This window comes from Streptomyces roseolus (assembly GCF_014649855.1).
Classification (GTDB): domain Bacteria; phylum Actinomycetota; class Actinomycetes; order Streptomycetales; family Streptomycetaceae; genus Streptomyces; species Streptomyces roseolus.
In genome coordinates this window covers 37268-53438 of record NZ_BMTV01000017.1, presented here as the reverse complement: position 1 = coordinate 53438, position 16171 = coordinate 37268, and the positions used below count along the sequence as shown (strand labels likewise).

Annotated in this window: 11 protein-coding genes and 1 pseudogene; 3 read left to right on the top strand and 9 right to left on the bottom strand. The window is 72.9% G+C overall.

Annotated elements, in window-relative coordinates:
* Positions 1-7: 7 nt before the first annotated feature.
* The gene (locus tag IE245_RS20825) at positions 8-601 is read right to left on the bottom strand and encodes a hypothetical protein (protein ID WP_031013958.1); all 594 of its coding nucleotides are present in this window, start codon (positions 599-601) and stop codon (positions 8-10) included.
* 339 nt (positions 602-940) lie between these two features.
* Here IE245_RS20825 and IE245_RS20820 point away from each other — a divergent pair, with 339 nt between their 5' ends.
* Positions 941-1666 carry a class I SAM-dependent methyltransferase gene (locus tag IE245_RS20820; protein WP_189949771.1) on the top strand — a complete coding sequence of 242 codons (726 nt, stop codon included), beginning with the start codon at positions 941-943 and terminating at the stop codon, positions 1664-1666.
* Positions 1667-1689: 23 nt separating this feature from the next.
* Here IE245_RS20820 and ftsH read toward each other — a convergent pair whose 3' ends face one another.
* The 6 genes from ftsH to nsdA all read right to left on the bottom strand — a co-directional run bounded on the left by ftsH (position 1690) and on the right by nsdA (position 11732).
* Positions 1690-3651, bottom strand: a complete 1962-nt coding sequence (gene ftsH, locus IE245_RS20815) for an ATP-dependent zinc metalloprotease FtsH (RefSeq protein ID WP_189949768.1) — start codon at positions 3649-3651, stop codon at positions 1690-1692.
* Between the two features lie 143 nt (positions 3652-3794).
* Entirely contained in the window at positions 3795-5348 is a 1554-nt protein-coding gene (gene ffh, locus IE245_RS20810) for a signal recognition particle protein (RefSeq protein ID WP_189949766.1), read from the bottom strand.
* 103 nt (positions 5349-5451) lie between these two features.
* Positions 5452-7893, bottom strand: a complete 2442-nt coding sequence (locus IE245_RS20805; protein WP_189949972.1) for a [protein-PII] uridylyltransferase — start codon at positions 7891-7893, stop codon at positions 5452-5454.
* Between the two features lie 329 nt (positions 7894-8222).
* Positions 8223-8561 (bottom strand): P-II family nitrogen regulator, encoded by a 339-nt coding sequence (locus IE245_RS20800; RefSeq protein WP_015036464.1) that lies wholly within the window; start codon positions 8559-8561, stop codon positions 8223-8225.
* Positions 8558-9904, bottom strand: a complete 1347-nt coding sequence (locus IE245_RS20795) for an ammonium transporter (RefSeq protein WP_189949764.1) — start codon at positions 9902-9904, stop codon at positions 8558-8560. Before IE245_RS20795 ends, IE245_RS20800 begins: the two co-directional genes overlap by 4 nt.
* 355 nt (positions 9905-10259) lie before the next feature.
* On the bottom strand, positions 10260-11732 hold the full coding sequence (gene nsdA, locus IE245_RS20790; RefSeq protein WP_189949762.1) for a transcriptional repressor NsdA: 1473 nt from the start codon (positions 11730-11732) through the stop codon (positions 10260-10262).
* A 439-nt stretch (positions 11733-12171) separates the two neighbouring features.
* Here nsdA and IE245_RS20785 point away from each other — a divergent pair, with 439 nt between their 5' ends.
* Positions 12172-12825, top strand: a complete 654-nt coding sequence (locus IE245_RS20785; RefSeq protein ID WP_189949759.1) for a bifunctional DNA primase/polymerase — start codon at positions 12172-12174, stop codon at positions 12823-12825.
* 106 nt (positions 12826-12931) lie between these two features.
* Here IE245_RS20785 and ftsY read toward each other — a convergent pair whose 3' ends face one another.
* The gene (gene ftsY, locus IE245_RS20780) at positions 12932-14158 is read right to left on the bottom strand and encodes a signal recognition particle-docking protein FtsY (protein ID WP_189949757.1); all 1227 of its coding nucleotides are present in this window, start codon (positions 14156-14158) and stop codon (positions 12932-12934) included.
* 51 nt (positions 14159-14209) lie between these two features.
* On the opposite strand from ftsY, the pseudogene IE245_RS20775 reads away from it, so the two are divergent.
* Positions 14210-14680: pseudogene (locus tag IE245_RS20775) on the top strand (LLM class flavin-dependent oxidoreductase); the annotation flags it as partial.
* Between the two features lie 15 nt (positions 14681-14695).
* On the opposite strand, the gene IE245_RS20770 reads toward IE245_RS20775, so the two are convergent.
* Positions 14696-16126 carry a sugar porter family MFS transporter gene (locus IE245_RS20770; protein ID WP_189949755.1) on the bottom strand — a complete coding sequence of 477 codons (1431 nt, stop codon included), beginning with the start codon at positions 16124-16126 and terminating at the stop codon, positions 14696-14698.
* Positions 16127-16171 lie beyond the last annotated feature (45 nt).

Sequence of the window (16171 nt, the reverse complement as noted above, 5' to 3'; positions counted from 1 at the left end):
CGCCAGGTCAGCCGGCGGCGCCCACCGTCTCGGGGATCCGGAACGGCTTGCCGCAGCCTCCGCAGACGATCGGGGCCTGGGCGAGCACCGAGGGCACCACGCGCACGTTGCGCCCGCAGTCGCAGACGGCCTTGACGCGGACGCCGCCGCCCGAGGAGCCGTGCCGGGCGGCCGGTCCGCGGAAGGAGCGCTTGGTGTCGGCGGCGGTGGCGACGGTGTGGGCCTTGAGGGCGCGCTGGAGCCGCTCGATGGTGGGCCGGTACCGCCGCTTCGCCTCGGGGTTGAGCGTGACCAGGGAGAAGCCGCTGCTGGCGTGCGGCTCCTCGGGATGGTCGAGGCCCATCTCCTCGGCGATCGCGAGGAATCTGCGGTTGTGGTAGCGGCCGGCGCGGGAGGTGTCGCGGACACCCCGGGCGGCGGCGATGCCGTGGACTGCCTCGTGGAGCAGTCGCTCGAAGGAGAGCTCGGCGCCGCAGGCGGACGAGGACTCTCCGATCAGGGACTCGGGCGCGGCGAGGTCCGGCAGCTCGGGGTGGTGCCGCTGAATGTCGGCCCACGCCTGTGCCAGCTCTGCGGCGAGGACAGGTGGTGTCGTGCTCACGTCGGGTACAACGAGCTGGATCCCCTCCGGGTTCCATTCCGGGGCAACTCAAATATTTTGCACGTACCCGTCAGTCGGTACGCAGGCGTCCACAGCTGGTGCACAGGGCGCATACGCCCCGGCGCGCGGTCGTCCCGCGCGCGCTCGGCCCTCGCGGGAGGGGACCTTACCGGGCCGGTGCCCGACTTCGGGCACCGCCCCCCGCTTCGTCGCCGCCTTTCCCGGGGGCGTGGCCCGAACTCGCCCCCGGTCGTCCGGCCCGAGCACTGGACGCCGGGCCCGAAGCGCAGTTCCCTGACTACGGGGGGCTGTCGTCCGGCACGGATTGGGGCCTGATCCATGACACCTACGCTCGTCCCGCACCACCCCGCGCGCGATTGGGCCGAGATCCAGGAAAGGATGCTCGTCCCGCTCTACGAGGCGGTCCACGAACGCCTCGGCGTGGGTCCCGGCACCCGCCTGCTCGGGCTGGACTGCGGGACCGGCCTGGCGCTCCTGATGGCGGCGGCCAGGGGCGCCCGGGTCGCCGGGGCGGAGGCGGACCACGCGCGCGTGGAACTGGCCAGAACCCGTCTGCCCGACTCCGTGACGGTCGCTTCCGGAGTGCCGGAGGACGGCCCGTACGACGTGATCACCGCCTTCCACGCGGCCGACCGGACCGCCTTCGGGCCGGACGGGCTCACCCGGGCGGCGCAGCGGGGCACGGCGGTGGTGCTGGCCGGCTGGGGGCCGCCGGAGCGGTGTGCGACGGAGCCGCTGCTGCGGCTCGCGGACCGGCTGGCGGACCGGCGCCCCTCCCCCCGTGCCGACCTGGGCGCGCTCGCGGTCGGAGCCGGGCTGCGGCCGGTGGGCGACGGCCGGGTCGCCTGCCCCTTCGGGTACGCGGACGAGGGCAGCGCGGTGCGCGGGCTGCTCTCCACCGGGGTCTTCGACGCGGCGGTGCGGGCCTCCGACCCCTCCCGGGTGGAGAAGGAGATCGGGGAGGCCCTGGCTCCGTACCGGCGGTCCGACGGCACGGTGTGGATGCCGAACGTCTTCCGGTACGTCATCGCGCGCGTGCCGTAGCCGTCGTCCGTGAGCGGTGCGGTTCAGGCGGGCGGGCGCTCGGGGTTGGGGCCGACGCCGGGCTCGGGGGCGTTCGGGTCCGGGCGTTCGATGCCGGCGGCGCGGTAGGCGGCCTCCTCCTCCAGGGTCTCGTCGGCGAGCAGGGCGGCGGAGAGGGCGTCGAGCTTGTCGCGGTGTTCGCCCAGGAGGCGGACGGCGTCCTCGTAGCACTCGTCGACGATCCGGCGCATCTCGGCGTCGACGGTGTCGAGGGTCGAGGGGGCGGCGGAGAGGCCGTACGCCTGCTGGGCGTCGCTCGGGATGGCGGTGAGCCGGCCGACGGCCTCGCTCATGCCCCAGCGGCCGACCATGCCCCGGGCGATGCTGGTGACCTGTTCGAGGTCGCTCTCGGCGCCGGTGGTGACGACGCCGAAGACGACCTGCTCGGCCGCCATGCCGCCGAGGGCGCCGATGATCCGGCCCCGCAAATACTCCTCCGTATAAGCGTATTTATCGGCGTCGGGTGTGGACAACGTGACGCCGAGGGCGCGGCCGCGCGGCACGATGGTGATCTTGCGGACGGGGTCGGCGCCGGGCTGGAGCATGCCGAGGAGGGCGTGGCCGCTCTCGTGGTAGGCGGTGCGGCGGCGTTCCTCCTCGGGCATGACGAGGGGGCGTTCGGCGCCGAGCTGGACCTTCTCCAGGGCGTCGGAGAGGTCGGACTGGGTGACGGCCCCCTGTTCGCGCTTGACGGCGAGGAGGGCGGCCTCGTTGGCGAGGTTGGCGAGTTCGGCGCCGGTCATGCCGGGGGTGGTGCGGGCGACCTGTTCCAGGTCGACGTCCTTGGCGAGCGGGATCTGCCGGGTGTGGATCCGGAGGATGGCCTCGCGGCCGCCGCGGTCGGGCGGGTTGACGTGGACGATCCGGTCGAAGCGGCCTGGGCGGGTGAGGGCGGGGTCGAGGACGTCGGCGCGGTTGGTGGCGGCGAGGACGATGACGCCTTCGGAGCCGGTGAAGCCGTCCATCTCGGTGAGGATCTGGTTGAGGGTCTGTTCGCGCTCGTCGTGGCCGCCCATGCCGGAGCCGCCGCCGCGGGCCCGGCCGATGGTGTCGATCTCGTCGATGAAGATGATCGCGGGGGCGACCTTGCGGGCCTCGGCGAAGAGTTCGCGGACGCGGGAGGCGCCGACGCCGACGATCATCTCGATGAACTCGGAGGCGGAGGCGGAGAAGAACGGCACCCCGGCCTCGCCGGCGACGGCCCGCGCGAGGAGGGTCTTGCCGGTGCCGGGCGGGCCGGCGAGGAGGACCCCGCGGGGCATCTTGGCGCCCATCGCGCGGTAGGCCTGCGGGTTCTTCAGGAAGTCGACGACGTCGTTGAGCTCGCCCTCGACCTCGTCGATGCCGGCGACGTCGGCGAAGGTGGTGCGCTTGCCGCCCTCCACCTCGACCGGTTTCGGCGGCTGCTTGCGGCCGAGCATCCCGCCGGCTCCGCCCATGCCGGCGCTCATCCGGCGGGCGATGAAGACCCAGAGGAGGACGAGGAGGAGCATCGGGGCGAGGGAGAGGAGGAGGTTGGCGAGGAAGGATCGTTCCTGCACCACGGGCTCGGCGGTGACGGTGACCTTCTGCTCGGTCAGCTGCGCCCACAGGTCGTCGTCGGCGAAGGCGGGCCGCTGGGTCTGGAACTTGGTGTAGTCGCCCTTGCCGTCGGGCACGGGCCGCTTCTCCTTCAGCTGCCCCTGGATGGCGTCGCCCTTGGAGTAGATCTTGGTGACGTTCCCGGCGGCGACCTGCTTGTCGAACTCCGTGTACGAGATCGTGGGCCCGTCGCCCTCGTTGAAGAACGACAGCACGATGTTGGTGATCAGGTACACGGCGAGGGCGGTGAGGACGAGGCTCCCCCAGCCGCCCGGCATCCGCTTCTTCGGCGACGGGGGCGGCGGCGCACCCTCCGAGCGCCAGGGCTGGTCGGTCCGGTCGCGCGGCGGTACGGGGTTGGCCACTGGGCTCTCCTCGGGGCGGCAGTGGCCCCAGTATCGGAGAACGGGATCAAGGTGGCATTCCGGATGGTCCGGGCGGACGAGAAGGGGCCCGGGACGGTTTCGTGCCATCGAAACCGTCCCGGGCCCCTCCGGCCGGCGCGGGGTCAGCCCATGAACTTCTTGAACTCGTCGGGCAGCTCGAAGTCCTGCGGACCCTGGCCGGCGCCCGGCAGCCCGAAGGCGCCGCCCTGCTGGGCCTGCTCCCGCTTCTCCTGGGCGGCCTGCTCCTCGGCCTTCCGCTTCATCGGGTTGCCGCTCTTGCGCTTGCCCTTGGCCTGCTTGACCTGCTTCTTCTGCCGGCCGGGGCCGCCACCCATGCCCGGCATGCCGGGCATACCGGGCAGGCCGCCGCCCTGGGCCATGCGGGACATCATCTTGCGGGCCTCGAAGAACCGCTCGACCAGGCCCTTCACGGCGCTGACCTCGACGCCGGAGCCCTTGGCGATGCGGGCGCGACGGGAACCGTTGATGATGGTCGGGTCCTGGCGCTCCGCCGGGGTCATCGACTTGATGATGGCCGCGGTGCGGTCCACGTCCCGCTCGTCGATGTTGGCGATCTGCTCCTTCATCTGGCCCATGCCGGGCAGCATGCCGAGGAGCTTGCTGATGGAGCCCATCTTGCGGACCTGCTCCATCTGGGCGAGGAAGTCGTCCAGGGTGAAGTCCTGGCCCTTCTTCGACGCGAGCTTCGAGGCCATCTTGGCGGCCTCTTCCTCGTCGAAGGTCTGCTGGGCCTTCTCGATGAGCGACAGCATGTCGCCCATGCCGAGGATGCGGGACGCCATGCGGTCCGGGTGGAACGCGTCGAAGTCGTCCAGCTTCTCGCCGTTGGAGGCGAACATGATCTGCTTGCCGGTGACGTGCGCGATCGAGAGCGCGGCGCCACCGCGGGCGTCGCCGTCGAGCTTGGAGAGCACGACGCCGTCGAAGCCGACGCCGTCGCGGAACGCCTCGGCGGTGTTGACCGCGTCCTGACCGATCATGGCGTCGACGACGAAGAGGATCTCGTCGGGGCTGACGGCGTCGCGGATGTCCGCGGCCTGCTGCATCAGCTCCTGGTCGATGCCGAGGCGGCCGGCGGTGTCGACGATGACGACGTCGTACAGCTTGGTGCGCGCGTATTCGATCGAGTCCTTGGCGACCTGGACCGGGTCACCGACGCCGTTGCCGGGCTGCGGGCCGTAGAAGGCGACGCCCGCGCGGTCGGCGACGACGGAGAGCTGGTTGACGGCGTTGGGCCGCTGGAGGTCGCAGGCGACGAGCAGCGGCGAGTGGCCCTGCCCCTTCAGCCAGAGGCCGAGCTTTCCGGCGAGGGTGGTCTTACCGGCGCCCTGGAGACCGGCGAGCATGATCACCGTGGGCGCGGTCTTGGCGAACCGCAGCCGGCGGGTCTCGCCGCCGAGGATCGAGACCAGCTCGTCGTTGACGATCTTGATGACCTGCTGGCTGGGGTTCAGCGCCTTGGAGACCTCGGCGCCGAGGGCCCGCTCCTTGACGTTCTTGATGAACGCGCGGACGACCGGAAGGGCGACGTCGGCCTCGAGAAGGGCGATACGGATTTCCCGGGCCGCGCTGTCGATGTCCTGCTCGGAGAGGCGGCCTTTGCCCCGGAGGGACTTGAAAGTCGCGCTGAGGCGGTCGGAAAGCGTATCGAACACGGTGGTCGCGATCCTCGGGTCGGGGCGGATGGTCGCCACCCAGGGTATCCGGCTCCGGGACGCCCCTGGCCTTGCCGGTCGGATTGGGCGGGCGAGGCCCTCGTCACCCCAGCGCCCCCTCCAGCGCCCGCGCCAGGTCGACCGCCTCCTCGTCCGGGAGGAGGGAGCCGTCGGGGCGGGTCACGTACAGGGTGTCGACGGCGTTGGCGCCGAGCGTGGAGACGTGGGCGCTGCGGACCCGTACCGCCGCTCCCTCCAGGGCGCGGCCGATCCGGTGGAGCAGGCCGGGGGCATCCTGGGCGCGGACCTCCAGGACGGTGGCGAGGCGGGACTCGGCGGGGGCGACGGTGACGCGGGGCGGCGGGGCCTGGACGCCGCGGCGGCGCGGGTAGGCGGCCTCGCGCTCGGCGAGCCGGGCGGGGATGTCGAGGGAACCGTCGAGGGCGCGCAGCAGGTCGGCGCGGAGCCGGTGGCCCTGGGGCAGGGAGCCGTACTCGGCGGCGACCCGCCAGTTCAGGACGAGGACGGAGCCGGGGCCCGTGCCGAGTTCGGCGGGGAGGTCCACGGCGCGCAGGTCGGCGGCGCGGACGGTGAGCCGGTGGAGGGCGAGGACGCCGGCGACGGCGGGCAGGACGCCGGGCTGGTCGGGGAGGGCGATGACGAGTTCCACGCCGACGGGTTCGGGTTCGTCGGGGTCGAGGGGCTGCTCGCCCTGGGTGTGGAGGGTGAGGGCGGGCTCGCCGGTGCGCAGGGCCTCGACGGCGAGCCGTTCCTGCTCGGCGCTGGGGGCTGCGGCCTCGGGGTCGGGCAGCGGCTCGCCGGCGAGGACGCCGGAGACCCGTTTGACGAGGTCGGCGACGAGGGAGGCGCGCCAGGCGGACCAGGCGGCGGGTCCGGTGGCGAGGGCATCGGCCTCGGTGAGGGCGTGGAGGAGTTCGAGGGTGCCGACGGTGCCGACGGCGGTGGCGACGGCCTGGACGGTGGCGGGGTCGTCGAGATCGCGGCGGGTGGCGGTCTCGACGAGGAGGAGGTGGTGGCGGACGAGGGTGGCGACGGTGGCGGTGTCGGTGCGGTCGAAGCCGACGCGGGCGGCGAGGTCGCGGGCGATGGTCTCGCCGGCGACGGAGTGGTCGCCGGGCCAGCCCTTGCCGATGTCGTGGAGGAGGGCGGCGACGAGGAGGAGGTCGGGGCGGCCCACGCGGCGGGTGAGGGAGGCGGCGCGGACGGCGGTCTCGACGAGGTGGCGGTCGACGGTCCAGGTGTGGACGGGGTTGCGCTGGGGGCGGTGGCGGACGCGTTCCCAGTCGGGCAGGAGGCGGGTGACGAGTCCTTCGGCCTCCAGGGCCTCCCAGACGGGGACGGCGGGGGCGCCGGCGCCGAGAAGGGTGACGAGGGCCTCGCGGGCCTCGGCGGGCCAGGGCACGGGCAGCGGCTTGGCGGTGGCGGCGAGCCGGCGGACGGCGTGCGGGGACAGCGGCAGGCCGTGCTGGGCGGCCGCGGCGGCGGCGCGCAGCGGGAGGGCGGGGTCGCGCTCGGGCCGGGCGGAGAGGGCGAGGACGGCCTCGCCGTCCATCTCGACGACGCCCTCGGCGAGCGGGCTGCGTTCCACCGGCTGTTTTCCGGCGCCGGACCGGCCGCCGCCGAGGAGTCCGCGGAGCCGGGGGCGGGCCGAGCGGGCCTTGAGGACGCGGCCGACCTCGCGCCAGGTGACGTCGGAGGCGTACGTGACGGTGCCGGCGGCCTCGTACACGCCGCGGAGCAGGGTGTCGGCGTCGAGGAGGCCGAGTTCCTCGGCGACGGCGTCCTGTTCCTGGAGGGCGAGGCGGTCGGTGGCGCGGCCGGTGGCGAGGTGGAGGGCGTCGCGGGCGTCGAGGAGGCGGCGGCGGGCGGTGTCGAGGCCGTCGCGGGGGGCGTCCGCGAGCCAGGAGGCGGCGACCGCGCGCAGCGCCTGGGCGTCGCGGAGGCCGCCGCGGGCCTCCTTGAGGTCGGGTTCGAGGAGGAAGCGGAGTTCGCCGGAGCGTTCGGCGCGGTCGCGGCAGAGTTCGGCGAGTTCGGGGAGGCGGCGGACGGCCTGGTTGCGCCAGTCGGCGAGGACGGTGGAGCGCAGCGCGGAGGCGAGGGCGGTGTCGCCGGCGAGGGGACGGGCGTCGAGGAGGCCGAGGTGGACCTTGAGGTCCTCGGTGGCGGTGGCGCGGGCCTGGGCGGGGGTGCGGACGGAGTGGTCGAGGGCGAGGCCGAGGTCCCAGACGGGGTACCAGAGGCGGTCGGCGAGGGCGGCGATCGCCTCGCCGGGGGCGGTGCCGTCGTGGAGCAGGAGGAGGTCGAGGTCGCTGCGCGGGGAGAGTTCGGCGCGGCCGTAGCCGCCGACGGCGACGAGGGCGACCCCCTTGGGCGGTGCGGCGGCGGCGAAGAGGCCGGCGAGCCAGTCGTCGGTGAGGCGGGCGAGGGCGGTACGGCGCTCGGGGCCGGCCGGCGCCTTTTCCTGGAGGAGCCGCAGCCGGGCCGCCGCGTAGCCTCCCCCGCGCTCGAGGCTTCGTTCGTCCAGGGGGGACCCCCACCCCTGCCCTTCGGTCGCGTCCTGCGGTTCGGGGGTGGTCACCGGCGGCTCCTTCTGCGCGGATGGGGCTGCGGGAACGGCCCGGCGGACCGGTGGGTCCGCCGGGCCGTGCGGCCAGGGCCTGTCCGACCATGGGCGTCGGATCGGGCCGGGTCGTTCGGTGCGTGCGATCGGCGTGCGGCAGGGGCGCCCTCGGTGGGCCCTCCCCTGCTCGAGCGAAACCGAGAGCTCGGGGAAGGAGCTGCTCGGACCACTCTGCCGTGCGGCGAGCGTGCGTGCCGGGCGGGCCGGACCCGGCGGGGACGGTCAGGCGGGCCCTAGAGCGCGTCCGGTCCGCGCTCGCCCGTGCGGACACGGACGGCGGTCTCGACGGGGACGCTCCACACCTTTCCGTCACCGATCTTGCCGGTGCGGGCCGCCTTCACGACGACGTCGATGAGCTGTTCGGCGTCCTCGTCCTCGACCAGGACCTCGATGCGGATCTTGGGGACGAGGTCGACGGTGTACTCGGCGCCGCGGTAGACCTCGGTGTGGCCGCGCTGGCGTCCGTATCCGCTGGCCTCGGTGACGGTGAGGCCGTGGACCCCGAAGGCCTGGAGGGCCTCCTTGATCTCGTCGAGCCGGTGCGGCTTCACGACCGCGGTGATGAGCTTCATGCGTCCACCTTCTTGTTCTCCGTGACAACCGGCGCGGCGACGGCGGTGGAGCGCCCGGAGGCGCCGCCGCCGGCTCCGCTGAAGTCGTAGGCGGTCTCGGCGTGCTCGACCTGGTCGATGCCGGAGACCTCGTCGTCCTCGCTGACCCGCATGCCCATGGTCTTGTCGATGACCAGGGCGAGGATCGCGGAGACGACCAGAGAGTAGGCGAGGACGGCGAAGACGCCGACGGCCTGCTTGCCGAGCTGCTCCAGGCCGCCGCCGTAGAAGAGGCCCTTGGCGTCGGACTGGACGCCGCCGGTGGCGAAGAAGCCGACGAGGAGGGAGCCGAGGACACCGCCGACGAGGTGGACGCCGACGACGTCGAGGGAGTCGTCGTAGCCGAACTTGTACTTCAGGCCGACGGCCATGGCGCAGACGAGACCGGCGATGGCGCCGATGGCGATGGCGCCGAGCGGGGAGCAGGAGCCGCCGGCGGGGGTGATGGCGACGAGGCCGGCGACGGCGCCGGAGGCGGCGCCGAGGGTGGTGAAGGAGCCGTGGCGGAGCTTCTCGTAGGCGAGCCAGGCGAGCATGGCGGCGGCGGTGGCGACCTGGGTGTTGACGAACATGACGGCGCCGACGCCGTCGTCGTTGCCGAGCCACGAGCCGGCGTTGAAGCCGAACCAGCCGAACCAGAGGAGGCCGGCGCCGAGCATGACCAGCGGGAGGCTGTGCGGGCGCATCGGGTCCTTCTTGAAGCCGACGCGCTTGCCGATGACGAGGATGACGCCGAGGGCGGCGGCGCCGGCGTTGATGTGGACCGCCGTGCCGCCGGCGAAGTCGATGACGCCCATCTCGAAGAGCCAGCCGCCGGCGCCCCACACCCAGTGGGCGACGGGGAAGTAGACGACGGTGGCCCAGAGGGTGACGAAGAGGGCCCAGGCGGTGAACTTGACCCGGTCGGCGAGGGCGCCGCTGATCAGGGCCGGGGTGAGGACGGCGAACATGAGCTGGAAGACGGCGAAGACGTACACCGGGATGGTGTAGCCGTCCCAGAGTTCGGTGACGCCGATGCCGCTGAGGCCGAGGTAGTCGGAGGACCAGCCGACGAGGCCGCCGGAGTCGGTGCCGAAGGCGACGCTGAAGCCGAAGAGCACCCACAGGACCGTGACGATCCCGAGGCTGATGAAGCTCATCATCAGCATGTTCAGGGTGGACTTGACGCGGACCATGCCTCCGTAGAAGAAGGCGAGTGCCGGGGTCATCAGCATGACCAGGGCGGAGCAGATGAGCATGAACCCGGTGTTGGCGGCGGACAGCGCGGGGGCGTCTGCTGCCAGGGTCGTGATGGCTGGTGCCATCGGCGTCTCCTCGTCGTCGGTGCGGCCTGTGCGGGGCGGGGCCGGCGGTGAGCGGCGGCCTGAGGGGTGGCCGGTTATGCGCCAGAGATTCGCGTAGCGCGGTTTCCGACGATGCCGCTCGGTGTTTCGGGGCAGTGACGAAGGACGGGAGTGTGTTACGTGACCGTGAACACGCGGGTCACGGGGAGGTAACGGGGTACCCTCCCGGCCGGGCGGGCGGGGAGCGGTCCGGGGCCGGGACGCGGACCGGCCGCGTCGGCGTCCGTGTGTCCTGTGCGGCGGGGGAGCCGAGTCGGGCAGTACGGGACGTCCGGCGCGGCCGGGGTCGTGGGGCTCTCGGGAGCGGGCGGTGCGGTCAGACGGCCTCGGCGGACTCGGGCAGGAGCAGGGTGAGCCGGTCGGTGAGGTCGACGACTTCGGCGACGTCGCCGAAGTCGCGGGCGGCGGTGTCGACGGTCTTGCGGAGCCGGTTGTTGACCCGCTCGGAGCGGATGGAGCGGGCGACTCCGAGGGCCTTCTCGGCGAGGACGACGGACTGCTCGGGTTCGCGCTTGAGCAGGTGGACGGTGGCCATGCCGATGAGGTTGAGGGCGTACGAGCGCTGGTGGTCCGGGTCCTTCTCGAAGAGTTCGACGGCCCGCTCCATGACGGGCTCGGCCAGCGAGGCGTAGCTCGGGGAGCGTCCGGCGACGTAGGCGAGGTCGCGGTAGGAGTGGGAGTTCTCGCCGTTGAGCTCGGCCTCGGTGAAGAAGCGGATCCAGTCGGGCTCGGGGCCGCCTTCGAAGGTGGCGTCGGCGAAGGTGTCCTCGGCCATCCGGACGGCCCGCTTGCACTTGGAGGGCTGGCCCATGTTGGCGTAGGCGCGGGCCTCCATCGCATACAGCATGGCCTGGGTGCGGGGGGTGGCGCAGTCCCGGCTGCCGTACTGGGCCAGATGGATGAGTTCGAGGGCGTCGTCGGGGCGGCCGAGGTGGATCATCTGCCGGCTCATGGAGGAGAGGATGTACGAGCCGAGCGGCTTGTCGCCGGCCTCCTTGGCGGCGTGCAGGGCGAGGACGAAGTACTTCTGGGCGGTGGGCTGGAGGCCCACGTCATAGCTCATCCACCCGGCGAGTTCGGCGAGTTCGGCGGCGACGGTGAAGAGGCGCTTGGCGGTGGCGGCCGGCTGGGGCTCCTGGAGGAGGTCGGTGACCTCGTGGAGCTGGCCGACGACGGCCTTGCGGCGCAGTCCGCCGCCGCACTGGGCGTCCCACTTGCGGAACATGGCGGTGGTGGATTCGAGGAGGTCGAGCTCGATGTCGGAGAGCCGGCGGGGGCGGCCGCCGGGCGCCTGCTCGGCGGGGGCCGGTTCGCCGGTGGGGGTGGGGACCAGCCAGCGCTGCATGGGCTCGATGAGGGCGGGTCCCGCGGCGAGCTGGAGCGAGGAGCCGAGGAAGCCGCGCCGGGCGAGCATGAGGTCGCTGCGGGAGAACTCGCTGAGCAGGGAGACGGTCTGCGGCCCGGCCCAGGGCAGGTCGACCCCGGAGACGGAGGGCGTCTGGTGGGCGGTGCGCAGTCCGAGGTCCTCGATGGCGACGACGGAGCCGAAGCGCTCGGAGAACAGCTCGGAGAGGATGCGCGGGATGGGTTCGCGGGGCTGTTCGCCGTCGAGCCAGCGGCGGACGCGGGAGGTGTCGGTGGAGATGTGGTGGGCGCCCATCTGGCGGGCCCTGCGGTTGACCTGGCGGGCCAGCTCCCCCTTGGACCAGCCGCTGCGCACGAACCACGAGCCGAGCCGCTCGTTGGGGCGCTTGCCGGCAGTCGTACCGTCTGTGCCGTTGCCGCCCACTGGAACGCCCCCATCCACCTGATTGCCTGTCGTGCGAACCCCTATCAGAATGCCGCGTCCCGCGGCTCCCCGCTCGGTGTTCCGACTCCTTCGAACGGGAAACCGGCTTGCCTCCGGCATACCCCACCGTGCAAGCCCCTCCGGGGCTTCGGGTACCGAAAGTAATCCTACGATCACCCCTGCCGTGAGGGCGTCACAAGAAACGCCACCATTCGCCACCCCTTCGAATGAACTCGCCGGGGGCTCCGCACGATTCACTTGACATGCGACGAACCGGAGTCGGCGGACGGAAGCGCGAAGAGGCGCGCGCCACCGTGCGCACCACCCCGTCCACGTCCGTGCGCCACCCTGGGCGACGAGCCCCGGGCGTGGCGTCACGGAGCGTCACGGGTGCGTTCCGGCTCGTAACCACCGGCGCGTCCGACCCGTTGGAGGGGGCATGGGCTTCACGATCGGCGGCATTCGTGAGATGCGGTCCGGCTCACGTCGCCGCGCACGCACCACCGAGTGCACAGCGGTGGCCGAGTACACCGGACTCTGGGGCTGGGACGTCCAGCCCGGGGCACTGGCCGCCGGCGGCCGGTGCTCCTGCGGCGACCGGGCCTGCACGGCCCCGGGCGCGCATCCCCTCTCCTTCGCGCCGCCCGTCCCGGCGGGCGCGGGGCTCGACGACGCGACCAAGGCGTGGTCGGAGTACCCCGGGGCGGCGCTGCTGCTGCCGGTGGGCCGCGCCTTCGACGTGATCGACGTGGCCGAGGCGGCGGGCCGGCGGGCGCTGGTCCGGATGGAGCGGATGGGGCTGCCGCTGGGCCCGGTCTGCGCGACGCCGACCGGGCGGGCGCAGTTCTTCGTCGCGCCGGGCGCGGCGGAGGAGCTGCCGCGGCTGCTGTACCGGATGGGCTGGGACGACGCGGACCTGGACCTGCACTGCCTGGGTCCCGGCAGCCACATCACCGCTCCCCCGTCGCAGCTGGGCGGGCTCGGTCCGGTGCGCTGGCTGCGGCCGCCGACGCTGGACACGGCGGGTGCGCCGCCGCAGGCCCGGCTGCTGCTCGGCACCTTGGCGTACATGTGCCATCGCACGCACGGCTAGCCGTGCCGGACGGGCACGACGCGCGGCCGGACGTGGTCCGGCGGGGCGTGACGAGGGCCCCCGCTCCGGGACGGAGCGGGGGCCCTTCCGCGGGGGCCGGTGCGGGTCAGTCGCCGATGAGGGCGTCGACGAAGGCGGCCGGCTCGAAGGGGGCCAGGTCGTCGGGGCCCTCGCCGAGGCCGACGAGCTTGACCGGGACGCCCAGTTCGCGCTGGACGGCGACGACGATGCCTCCCTTGGCGGTGCCGTCGAGCTTGGTCAGGACGATGCCGGTGATGTCGACGACCTCGGCGAAGACGCGGGCCTGGATGAGGCCGTTCTGGCCGGTGGTGGCGTCGAGGACGAGGAGGATCTCGTCGAGCGGGCCGTGCTTCTCGACGACCCGCTTGACCTTGCCGAGCTCGTCCATGAGGCCGGTCTTGGTGTGCAGGCGGCCGGCGGTGTCGATCAGGACGACGTCGGCCTTCTCGGCGATGCCCTCCTTGACCGCGTCGTAGGCGATCGAGGCGGGGTCGCCGGCCTCGGGGCCGCGGATGGTGCGGGCGCCGACCCGGTCGCCCCAGGTCTGGAGCTGGTCGGCGGCGGCGGCGCGGAAGGTGTCGGCGGCGCCGAGGACGACGGACTTGCCGTCCGCGACCAGCACGCGGGCGAGCTTGCCGGTGGTGGTGGTCTTGCCGGTGCCGTTGACGCCGACGACCATGACGACGCCGGGGACGTCCTCGGGGCTCTCGGTGTGGACGGTGCGGTCGTACTCGCCGAGGAGGGCGATCAGCTCCTCGCGGAGCAGGCCGCGCAGCTCCTCGGGGGTGCGGGTGCCGAGCACCCGGACGCGCTCGCGGAGCCGCTCGACCAGTTCCTGGGTGGGGGCGACGCCGACGTCGGCGGTCAGGAGGGTCTCCTCGATCTCCTCCCAGGTGTCCTCGTCGAGGTGCTCGCGGGAGAGCAGGGTCAGCAGGCCCTTGCCCAGCGAGTTCTGGGAGCGGGCGAGCCGGGCCCGGAGGCGGACGAGGCGTCCGGCGGTGGGCTCGGGCACCTCGATCTCGGGCGCGGGGGGCGCCTCGGCGACGACCGGGTCCTCGACGGCGGCGGGGGTCTCGACCGCCTCCTCGGCGGTCGGGAGGCCGACCTCCTCGACGGTGCGGCGTGGTTCTTCCCGCGGTGTCTCCGCCTCGTCGCCGACGTGCGGCTCGGCGGGCGGAGCGGTGATGGTCGGCGTGGTGGACGGCGGTTCGGCCGGCGGCAGCTGCTTCTTCTTGCGACCGCTGATCACGAGCCCGCTGGTCACGGCGACCGCGACGACCAGAGCGATGACTACAGCAAGGATGAGTTCCATAACCCGTCCAGTATCGGACACGACCCGCCCGGTGACGCCGTACGCACGCAGCGTGGGTCGCGGGTTCCCGGCGCGCCGGGGCCGTTCTCGACTGACGACCCGTCAGTCGAGGTCGCTCCTCGCCGGCAGCCCACCGCGCTGGAGGCGTACCACCGGGCGCGGTGCGCGGAGTACGGCACCGAGGGCCGGACGATGACGCCGGGTCCGGTCACCCCGCTGCTGAACGTGGCGGAGGACCCGGACCGGACCTGGGCGGAGTACGGGGAGCGCTTCCTGCACGAGGCGCGCAGCTACGCCTCCTGGCAGTCGAAGGACATCCGCTCGGCCGTGCGGTCGACGGCGACGAGCGCGGCGGAGCTGCGGGCGGAGGGGGCGTACCGGGTGGTGACGCCCGGGGAGTGTGCCGGGCTCGGCCTGGAGAGCCTGGTGCTGCATCCTCCGTGCGGAGGGATGCCGGTGGAGGAGGGGTGGCGGAGCCTGCGCCTGTTCTGCGACGGGGTGCCGCCCCGCCCGGGCGCCTGACGGGCCCGGCGGCCGTCAGCCCATCTCCTCCAGGGCCTTGCCCTTGGTCTCCTTGACGTACCTGAGCACGAAGGGGATCGAGAGGACGGCGAAGACCGTGTAGATGACGTAGGTGCCGGAGAGGTTCCAGTCGGAGAGGGACGGGAAGCTGGCGGTGATGGCCCAGTTGGCGATCCACTGGGCGGAGGCGGCGACGCCGAGGGCGGCGGCGCGGATCCGGTTGGGGAACATCTCGCCGAGGAAGACCCAGACGACCACGCCCCAGGAGAGGGCGAAGAAGAGCACGAAGACGTGGGCGGCGACCAGCGCCACGACGCCCTGGGTCTCCGGGAGCTTGCCGTCGACGAGGTCGGCGGAGAAGGCCCAGGCCTCGAAGGCCAGCGCGACCGCCATGCCGATGGAGCCGACGAGGGCGAGCGGCTTGCGGCCGACCCGGTCGACCAGGACCATCGCGATCACGGTGCCGATGATGTTGATGATCGACGTGGTGAAGGAGTAGAAGAACGAGCTCGACGGGTCGATGCCGACGGACTGCCAGAGCGTCGCGGAGTAGTAGAAGGCGACGTTGATGCCGACGAGCTGCTGGAAGACGGAGAGGCCGATGCCGACCCAGACGATCGGCAGCAGGCGGAAGCGGCTGCCGGGGGCGAACAGGTCCCTGAAGGTGGACTTGTGCTCGCGGCGCATGGCCAGCTCGATCTCGGCGACCCGGTGGTCGAGGTCGACGCCCTTGCCCTCGACCTCGGCGAGGACCTCCTTGGCCCGGTCGGTCTTCCCTACGGAGATGAGGAAGCGGGGGGACTCGGGGATGGCGAAGGAGAGCAGTCCGTAGAGGAGGGCGGGGACGACCATCACGCCGAGCATCCACTGCCAGGCCTCCAGGCCGCCGATCTCGCCGCGCTGGTCGCCGTCGGCGAGCTGGAGGATGCCGTAGTTGACGAGCTGGGAGATGGCGATGCCGATGACGATGGCGGCCTGCTGGAAGGAGCCGAGGCGGCCGCGGTAGGCGGCGGGGGCGACCTCGGCGATGTAGGCGGGGCCGATGACGGAGGCCATGCCGATGGCGAAGCCGCCGACGATCCGCCAGAAGGCCAGGTCCCAGAGGGCGAAGGGGAGGGCGGAGCCGATGGCGCTGACGGTGAAGAGGACGGCGGAGATCTGCATGCAGCGGATGCGGCCGATGCGGTCGGCGATCCGTCCCGCGGTCGCGGCGCCGATGGCACAGCCGATCAGGGCGATGGCGATGACCTGGGCGAGGGTCGCGGAGCCGATGTCGTACCGGTCGCGGATGGCTTCGACGGCGCCGTTGATGACGGAGCTGTCGTAGCCGAAGAGGAATCCGCCCATGGCGGCGGAGGCGGTGATGAAGATGACGTGGCCGAGGTGGTCCGGGTGCGCCGCCCGGCCTTCGGACGGGGGCGGCGGAGCCTGCTCGGTGCTGGTCACGTGGACTCCTCGGGGTGCGGTCCTTCGGTCCTCTTCCCGGGTCTC

Coding starts and splice junctions, on each gene's coding strand:
- IE245_RS20820 (WP_189949771.1), top strand. CDS start 941: ATGACACCTACGCTCGTCCCGCACCACCCCGCGCGCGATTGGGCCGAG.
- IE245_RS20800 (WP_015036464.1), bottom strand. CDS start 8,561: ATGAAGCTCATCACCGCGGTCGTGAAGCCGCACCGGCTCGACGAGATC.
- IE245_RS20795 (WP_189949764.1), bottom strand. CDS start 9,904: ATGGCACCAGCCATCACGACCCTGGCAGCAGACGCCCCCGCGCTGTCC.
- IE245_RS20785 (WP_189949759.1), top strand. CDS start 12,172: ATGGGCTTCACGATCGGCGGCATTCGTGAGATGCGGTCCGGCTCACGT.
- ftsY (WP_189949757.1), bottom strand. CDS start 14,158: ATGGAACTCATCCTTGCTGTAGTCATCGCTCTGGTCGTCGCGGTCGCC.